The organism is Petrotoga halophila DSM 16923 (genome assembly GCF_002924615.1).
On sequence record NZ_JALY01000217.1, the window covers coordinates 1 to 8,186 of the forward strand.

At 31.5% G+C, this 8,186-nt stretch carries 11 protein-coding genes; 10 read left to right on the forward strand and 1 reads right to left on the reverse strand.

Annotated features, from left to right (window positions below):
* The coding region (locus AA81_RS10530; RefSeq protein WP_211292696.1) for a YncE family protein at positions 1–1,057 on the forward strand (1,057 nt) is incomplete at its 5' end.
* Here AA81_RS10530 and AA81_RS10535 read toward each other — a convergent pair.
* Positions 1,038–2,063 carry a polysaccharide pyruvyl transferase family protein gene (locus AA81_RS10535; RefSeq protein ID WP_103898961.1) on the reverse strand — a complete coding sequence of 342 codons (1,026 nt, stop codon included), beginning with the start codon at positions 2,061–2,063 and terminating at the stop codon, positions 1,038–1,040. The genes AA81_RS10530 and AA81_RS10535 overlap by 20 nt on opposite strands.
* Positions 2,064–2,163: 100 nt before the next feature.
* Between AA81_RS10535 and flgB the strand changes: the two genes are divergently transcribed.
* The 9 genes from flgB to truB all read left to right on the forward strand — a co-directional run.
* Complete coding sequence (gene flgB / locus AA81_RS10540; RefSeq protein ID WP_103077856.1) at positions 2,164–2,565, forward strand: flagellar basal body rod protein FlgB; 402 nt, start codon at positions 2,164–2,166, stop codon at positions 2,563–2,565.
* Positions 2,562–2,984 carry a flagellar basal body rod protein FlgC gene (flgC, locus tag AA81_RS10545; protein WP_103898962.1) on the forward strand — a complete coding sequence of 141 codons (423 nt, stop codon included), beginning with the start codon at positions 2,562–2,564 and terminating at the stop codon, positions 2,982–2,984. The genes flgB and flgC overlap by 4 nt, the downstream gene beginning before the upstream one ends.
* Before the next feature lie 18 nt (positions 2,985–3,002).
* Complete coding sequence (fliE, locus tag AA81_RS10550; protein WP_103077953.1) at positions 3,003–3,302, forward strand: flagellar hook-basal body complex protein FliE; 300 nt, start codon at positions 3,003–3,005, stop codon at positions 3,300–3,302.
* A 153-nt stretch (positions 3,303–3,455) separates the two neighbouring features.
* On the forward strand, positions 3,456–3,665 hold the full coding sequence (locus tag AA81_RS10555; protein WP_103077860.1) for a hypothetical protein: 210 nt from the start codon (positions 3,456–3,458) through the stop codon (positions 3,663–3,665).
* Positions 3,662–4,915, forward strand: a complete 1,254-nt coding sequence (locus AA81_RS10560; protein WP_425440349.1) for an MFS transporter — start codon at positions 3,662–3,664, stop codon at positions 4,913–4,915. The genes AA81_RS10555 and AA81_RS10560 overlap by 4 nt, the downstream gene beginning before the upstream one ends.
* Positions 4,916–5,012: 97 nt before the next feature.
* The gene (mgtE, locus tag AA81_RS10565) at positions 5,013–6,362 is read left to right on the forward strand and encodes a magnesium transporter (RefSeq protein WP_103077955.1); all 1,350 of its coding nucleotides are present in this window, start codon (positions 5,013–5,015) and stop codon (positions 6,360–6,362) included.
* A gap of 55 nt (positions 6,363–6,417) precedes the next feature.
* The gene (locus AA81_RS10570; RefSeq protein ID WP_169926234.1) at positions 6,418–7,317 is read left to right on the forward strand and encodes an HDOD domain-containing protein; all 900 of its coding nucleotides are present in this window, start codon (positions 6,418–6,420) and stop codon (positions 7,315–7,317) included.
* Positions 7,304–7,657 carry a 30S ribosome-binding factor RbfA gene (gene rbfA / locus AA81_RS10575; protein WP_103077864.1) on the forward strand — a complete coding sequence of 118 codons (354 nt, stop codon included), beginning with the start codon at positions 7,304–7,306 and terminating at the stop codon, positions 7,655–7,657. Before AA81_RS10570 ends, rbfA begins: the two co-directional genes overlap by 14 nt.
* A partial coding sequence (truB, locus tag AA81_RS10580; protein ID WP_103898963.1) for a tRNA pseudouridine(55) synthase TruB occupies positions 7,654–8,186 on the forward strand: 533 nt, incomplete at its 3' end. The genes rbfA and truB, both read left to right, overlap by 4 nt.

An 8,186-nucleotide genomic window follows, 5' to 3' on the forward strand; every position in this document is an offset into this window, starting at 1 on the left:
ACAACTTAGACGAGGTGAGAGTAATATTTTGAAAAAATCCCATTTGTTAATAATTCTAACCATTTTCTCTGTATCTTTTTTATTTCCTGAATCCATTTTTTTAGAAATCAACAATTTCAATATTGGGGAAAGGGCATTTCATATTGATTCAGGGAAAAATTATGCGATAATTGCTGATTACCAGGGGACTATACATTTTGTGGATATCTTTACTTTAGAAAAAACGGAATTTACACAATCCACTCTACCTATGGGGGGAGCATACGATGGAGAATTTTTTTATGTTATTGATAATTACAATAAGGAAGTACTAAAAATCAAAAACAACAAGGTGATACAAAAATTAGTTTTAGATTCTAAACCTGTTAATATAAAATTGATAAATGGCGAATTGTACATATTAGGTACAAATCCTTACAAATTATACATACTTGATAACAATCTGTTTGTAAAAAAATCAATGGTTCTCCCTGTACATAGCCCGTTAATAAGAAATATAGGCACCCAAGTTTTTATACCTGTGTTTGATAATTTTCAAAACGACGTATTTTTAACAGATCTTCTTTTTTTGATCCCTCATAATGATACTTATATAGTGAATTATAATCAAATCGAACATCCCATAGATATTGTAGGATCAAACGGAATCATTTATATGGTTTCATATTACAATGGCAATTTGTATAGGAATGACTTCAGAAAACAGCCTAAAATTGCACAATTCGGGAAGTACACTACTAACATTGAGATGTACAAAAATTATATTGTAGGCAATTCCTTGATGGGTGGTGTTTATTACTACAATCTTTCTTCTGGGAAAACCGATGTTATTTTAGAAAAAGTACCAATTAGTGATATTTCGGTTTCTCCTAACGGACAATATTTATACGCTATCTCTCATATAGAAAATAAGCTTTTTGTAATAGATGGTGAGGACGTCTATCAAACAATTAATACCTATAATTATCCTATCGATGTTGAATCTCCTACGGATAATATAGTTTTGGTACTTTGTACCGATTCCTCAAAGCTACAGGTTATAAGAAACTTTGAATGAGTGTTTTTATGTCAAACACTGTTTTTTGTAATTTATCTCTGTATATGTCAGAAATTTCTTTGAAATCATAATTTGAAGAAACAGTGTCGTAGTAGATAAAGGGTATTTCAGGTGTGTTTTTATAAAAAAAGTTATAATCTTCCTTTATATTTTTTAGTACTCTTCGATTCTTAATATTGTTGAAAGTTATTGTTTGTCCAGCAAAAAAGATCCCAGTCAGAGCACTGTGTAAACGATCAGATATGATTATTTTAGATTGAGAAATTTCTTTGGTTATCTTATGTGAGTCTTTAAAAGGGAATTCAGCGAACACCTTGGTTTCTTTTCTAATGTTTTCAACTAATTCATAATTTTTTAACGCATCTTGGGTTGCATTTATTACTAATGTAGAAAGTGTATAATTTTCAAAGGTTGATAAGAATTCTGTTAAGTGTCTCAAATCATGCTCTTCTTTTAAACAAACTGATATTTTGTCAGTTTTTTTATAAGTATAATTTAAAAAGGGATATGGTCCTACATCTACACCTAGAGAGATATTTTTATTGTATTTTGTTGCAAAGACATACGATGTTTCATCTCTCAAATTAGCGTAAAGTTTTGGGTAAGAAAGGATTTTCTTTAATTTTTGAAGGCTACGTTTTTCCTTAAAAGATCCAAAACCTTGGGATAAGAGTAATATTGTTTTGTTAAACTTTTCGCCAAGGTGGGCTATATAGTAATAATATATGAAACTTCTGTAAGAGGTTTCGGATTGAAAAAGGTTTCCTCCTCCAAACATTATAACATCGCTGTCTTTTATAGTTTTCCTTATTTCGTAGAAATTGAATCTTGAAACAGTGATTATTTGAAATATATATTCTTCATCGAATTCCAAGTCGTTTTCAACAGGTAAAAATATAATTCCATCGAATTTTATTTCATTTAATATTTGTAAGAAACTTTTTAGTAATAAATCATCTCCATAGTTCCCGTACCCATAAAACCCAATTAAAAAAATTTTTTTCATCTTTTCTCCTCCAAATTAATTATTTAAAAATCATTAGTTAGGAAAACATTACTTTAGAAAAGAAAAATAAAATAGATAAAATAAAGGTAGGTGAAAAATATTGTTTGATAATATTAATTTCGAGATAATTCCAAATACTATGGATGCATTGTCCTTAAGGCAAAACGTAATTTCTCAGAATATAGCAAATTATGAAACCCCCGGATACAAAAGAAAGTACGTTGATTTTGAAAACGAGTTACAAAAAGCGTTGAGTGAAGATTCAGCTTTGACTCTCAAAGTGAATAGAGACCAACACATAAATAATACCTTATCTTTAGGAAAAATTCAACCAAATATTCAAATAGATGATTCCAAATCGCTCAGAGATGATGGGAACAACGTTGACCCCGATGTGGAATTGGTGAGAATGACTCAAAATACTTTAAAATACAACACTTTATCCAGATTGATGACTTATGCGATACAAAGGTATGAAACAGCTATTAGAGGTGGTAAATGATGGATGGGTTATTTAAGGTTTTGGATATTGCTGCAAGCGGTATGACAGCAGAAAGGTTTAGGTTAGACGTTATTTCTCAAAACTTAGCTAATTCAGATACAACCAGGACAGAGGAAGGTGGACCATACAGAAGAAAAACAGTAATCTTTCAAGAGGCACTTAATGAAAGTGCAAATGGAAGCAAAAATTTTGGGGGAGTGAAAGTCTCTTCTATAGTAGAGGATCCATCACCTTTTAGATTAGTATATGATCCCAACCATCCCGATGCAGACGCTGAAGGATATGTTAGTTATCCTAACGTTAATGTATTACGAGAAATGGTTGATATGATGTCTGCTCAAAGAGCATATGAAATGAACGCAGCAGTTGTAAATTCAGCAAAAAGCATGTACAATTCTGCCCTCGGAATAGGTAGATAAATAAGGAGGTGAATATTGATGACCGACGGCATAAATGGTATAAACGGGATTGACCCCAATAAATTGGTTCCAGAAAAAACTAAACAAGAAGATAAAAATTTAGACTTTTCTAAATTATTAAAAGATGCGATTGAGGAAGTAAATTCAATTCAAAAGAATGCAGATAAAGTTGCAGCAGATTATGCGGCTGGTAATATAACAGATATACATCAAGTTATGATTGCTGCAGAAAAGGCTTCTCTATCGTTACAATTAACAACAGAAGTTACAAATAGAATCGTTGAAGCATATAAAGAAATAATGAGAATGCAAATATAATTTTGTTTTTTCTTGCAAGCATAAACAATTTAAACTTTAAATGATTGGGTATTTTTACCCAATTTTTTTGTTTTATTATATTTTATTAAAATTTAAAAAAAGTTGATAAAAGTTTGTTATAATAAAGGCATATAGTAAAAGGAGGTGATTTTGATGGAAGAAATAATCAAAAGTGCTGAAAAGTACATTGAGGAAAATCCTGAAGTGGATTTAGAAAAGTTAGAAGAATTCTTAAAGGGAATCTATGATGAAAAAGACGTTGATGAGTACTTTGCTCAGATTGGTGAAATTCTATCGGTGATGGAAGATTATTATGAAGATCCTTTAGATCTTTTTATCAATAATGAAAAAGACAATCAATAAGGGGGAGGGCAAAGTTGACAAAAGAGGAAAGAAGTTGGATTTTGTACGATTGGGCGAATTCTGCGTATTCAGTTGCTATAACCACCGCACTATTACCGATATTCTTTAAGGATTATGCCGCCGCTCAGATGCCGGATTATTTGTCAACCGCTTATTGGGGTTATTCATCTACTATTGCTACTTTGATAGTGGCGATCTTAGCTCCAATTTTAGGAACAATAGCTGATTATAAGAACTATAAAAAAAGGTTTTTGCTCTTTTTCCTTTTAATGGGTGTTGTATTTACAGCTTCACTGTCTTTAATTCAAGAAGGACAATGGTTTTTTGCCTTAGTGTTATATGTTTTATCCAGCATAGGATTCTCTGGAGCGAATGTTTTCTACGATTCCTTTTTAACAGATGTAACTTCAAAAGAACGTATGAATTGGGTATCTTCTAGTGGCTTTGGATGGGGTTATATAGGTAGTACTATCCCATTTTTAATTGGACTTATTTTTATCTTGAATCCTTCATTAATCGGTCTTAACTCCACTATTTCCGCAACAAAACTGGCTTTTGTTATTACAGCAGCGTGGTGGTTAATTTTTTCTATACCGATTATGAAAAATGTGAAGCAAACATACTATGTAGAAAAAACGAAAACTCCAATAAAAGATTCTTTTAAACGGATCACGCAATTTTTAAAGAATCTGAAGGGCAATAAAAATGTTTTTCTCTTTTTAATGGCATATTTTTTCTATATAGATGGTGTGGATACGATAATAAGGATGTCTTCTTCCTATGGACTTGATGTCGGACTTAACGCCAACGATTTGCTGGTAGTTTTTTTAGTGATACAAATAGTAGCTTTTCCTTTTGCTTTGTTATATGGAAGATTATCCAAGAGGTTTTCTACAAAAAGTTTGATATATTTTGCGATTTTTGTCTATACTTTTATCACTGTTTTTGCTTTTTTCTTAGAAACCATTGTTCAATTTTGGATATTAGCTATGTTAGTAGCATCTTCTCAAGGTGGAATTCAAGCCCTTAGCAGGTCACTTTATGGTCGAATGATACCAAAGGATCGATCTGCAGAGTATTTTGGGTTCTACAATATATTCGGAAAATTTTCAGCTATTTTGGGCCCTTTTTTAGTAGGGATCTTTACACAAATTGGAAAGAGTTCAAGATGGGGAGTTGCAAGTTTGCTCTTTTTGTTTATCATTGGGGCAATACTTTTCTATTTTGTAAAAGAGCCTGAAAAGGCGTAAAATTTTTAGCAAGAAAGGAGTGGTAAAGATGGATAGTACCGGTAGTTTCTTTGAATTTTCTGATCTACCACCATAATGATTGAAAGGAGGAACAAAATTGAAGGTTGAAGTAAAAGTCGATATAAAAAAATTAATAAACGAAAAAGAGTTTAAACTTCTAAAAGAGTTGTTAAAAGAACAAGAACCCGCAAGAATTGTAGAGATGATTGAAGAATTACCACAGGATGAAAAAATTGTTGTTTTCAGATTTTTGCCTAAAGACACAGCAGCAGAAGTATTTTCTCATTTAGAAAAAGACGATCAAATGGAATTACTTTCTCTCTTTAAAGAAGATAAGTTGAAAGAAATAATAGAAAATATGGAACCTGATGATAGAGCTGATCTTTTAGAAGAACTTCCTGCTAACGTAGTTAAACGTTTACTTGCCCATCTTTCTAATGAAGAGAGACAAAATACGCTTACTCTTTTGAATTATCCTGAATATTCTGCAGGAAGGATAATGAACCCGAATTTTTTGGATCTTAAAGAAAATATGACTGTGAAAGAGGCGCTTCAACATATTAAGGTTGAAGGAAATAAAAAAGAGACTATCTACACTTTGTTTGTGATAGATAACACTAGAAAATTAAAAGGGACAGTAGAATTAAAAGATTTGATTTTTTCGGAAGAAGATGAATTCATAAAAAATATTATGAATGAAAATCCAATCTATTCAACAGTTTACGATGATGAAGAAGAAGTTGCAAGGATCATGCAAGATTATGATCTTTTAGCTATTCCGGTTACAGATAGTGAAAAAAGGTTGGTCGGAATAATAACAATTGACGATATTGTGGATGTTTTAGAAGAATCAGCTACAGAAGATATCCAAAAAATGGCGGCGGTAGGAGTAACAGAAACTTCTTATTTCCATACTTCCATCTGGGCGCTTATAAAAAGCAGGGTAATCTGGCTTGGTGCCTTATTACTTTTTGAGAGTATTGCCGTCTTTGTAATTGAAGGATTTTCAGATGTTTTACAGAAAATTACTGTATTAGCGGCATTTATGCCAACTATTAACGCTATAGGAGGAAATACTGGGAGTCAAATGTCCGCTATAGTAATTAGATCAATGGCAGTTGGAGATATTGAAGAGGATGATTTTAAAAAAGTTTTAAGTAAAGAGTTGTTTTCTGGTATAATTTTAGGTATAATTTTGGGAATAATCATGTTTTTAAGATCAATTGTTAATACTCGAGAACCTTTAATTATGTTGAGTTTATCTTTGTCTATAATTATAGTAGTAATGATTTCAAATCTTTTAGGAGCCATCCTACCTTTTTTTGCAAAAAAAATACATTTAGATCCAGCCTTGATCTCTGGCCCTTTTATTTCAACTTTGATGGATATACTAAGTATGTTTTTCTATTTTTCTATTTCGGCATTACTTCTTAAAGATTTGTTGTGAAAAACAGACAATAAGCAAATGAATAAATTGAAATTTGATGGAAGGAACTGATATAATGAACGAAATGGATATTCAAGAGATCACCAAAAAAATTAAAGAATTACCTACGCCTGATTTTATTGTACAAAGAATTATAAACATAGCCAACGATCCCTATGCTGATATAAATGACTTGCATAATATGATCGTTCAATCTCCTGCTTTAACTGCAAAGATTTTAAGACTATCTAATTCGGCTTATTATGCACTACCTAAGAGAGTAACGAAACTAACACAAGCGATAAATCTACTCGGGTTCAAAACGGTAAGGAATTTAGCTTTAAGTATTTTTACCGTCGAGAATTATTTTTCTCAAGAAATACCTTTTTTCAATACACAGCATTTTTGGGTTCACTTGATCTCAACTGGAGTGGCCTCAGAACTTTTAGCAAAATATCTTAATTCCCCTGATAAAGAAGAAGCCTTTATGTGTGGCGTTTTACATGATCTTAGTAAGGTAGTGATGGCACATATTATGCCTGAAGTTTTTGAGATGGTCATTAAAGTTGCTCAACACGAAAAAATTTCTTTTTTTCAGGCGGAAAATATGTTATCAACTTATTCGCATCAACAGATTGGGAGGAAGCTTTTTAAAAATTGGAATATGTCAGACTTAGTCATAGAAACCGCTACATACCATGATAATCCTTTAGAGTCTAGTAATGAAGAAGCAAGAAAATTATTGTATATTGTAAATGTTGCGAATATAACTACTAATTCATATTTTTATGGCTATTCAGGATGCTTCGATATTCCTGAGGTTGATTTAAAGGTTTGGAACTTTTTGGGATTAAATTATAATAAATATTCCAGTTATTTTGAAGAATTCAAAGATATAATTAAAAGGTCTCCTGAGTTTACGAATATGAAAGAAGTGTTCGATGATATGGAGGTGACATCTGATGGCTCAGTATAGAAGAGAAATGCTTGAGTCTGAAATGAAAAAATTAATTACCCAAGGTTTTTCTCAATTAAAGGATCCTAGATTAAAAGACAAATTTATTGATATAAATATGGTACGTCTATCAAAAGATAAATCTTATTTAGATGTATATGTATCATCCCTCGATGAAGATGTTGATGCTATTATCGAAATTCTAAACAACGCAAAGGGTATGTTTAGAACTCTTATCGCAAAAAATATTAAAATGTTCAAAGCCCCCGAAGTAAGGTTCCATAAAGACGAAGGTATTGAAGCAAGTATAAGAATAAATAAACTAATAGAGAAAATAGAGAAAAACGAGGAGAGTAAATGAAAAGTGGCTTTTTAGTAATCAACAAACCAAAGGGTATTACTTCCCATGACGTTGTCTCAATAATCAGAAAAAAACTTGGAATTAGAAAGGTTGGTCATGCTGGTACTCTTGATCCCTTTGCTACTGGGGTACTAGTTGTAGGAATAAATAAAGCTACAAGACTATTAGAATTTTTTCAGACCGAAAAAAAGACATACTATGTAAAAGCTGAATTGGGGATCGTTACAGATACTTTTGATATAGAAGGAAAAGTACAAGAAAAGAACGAAGTTACTCAGCAACACATCTCTAATTTGAAAGACATATGTTTTTCATTTGTGGGGGAATATTTGCAAGTTCCTCCTGCATATTCAGCCAAAAAATATAAAGGTAAAAAGCTTTATGAATATGCGCGTGAAGGTAAAATAATTAATCTTCCTCCAAAAAAAGTAAAAATATATCAGCTTTCAAATTTTTCACAAGAAGGACAAGAATTTAGTTTTAATGTAGAAGTAAGTTCTGGAACTTATATAAGATCATTAATCATGGA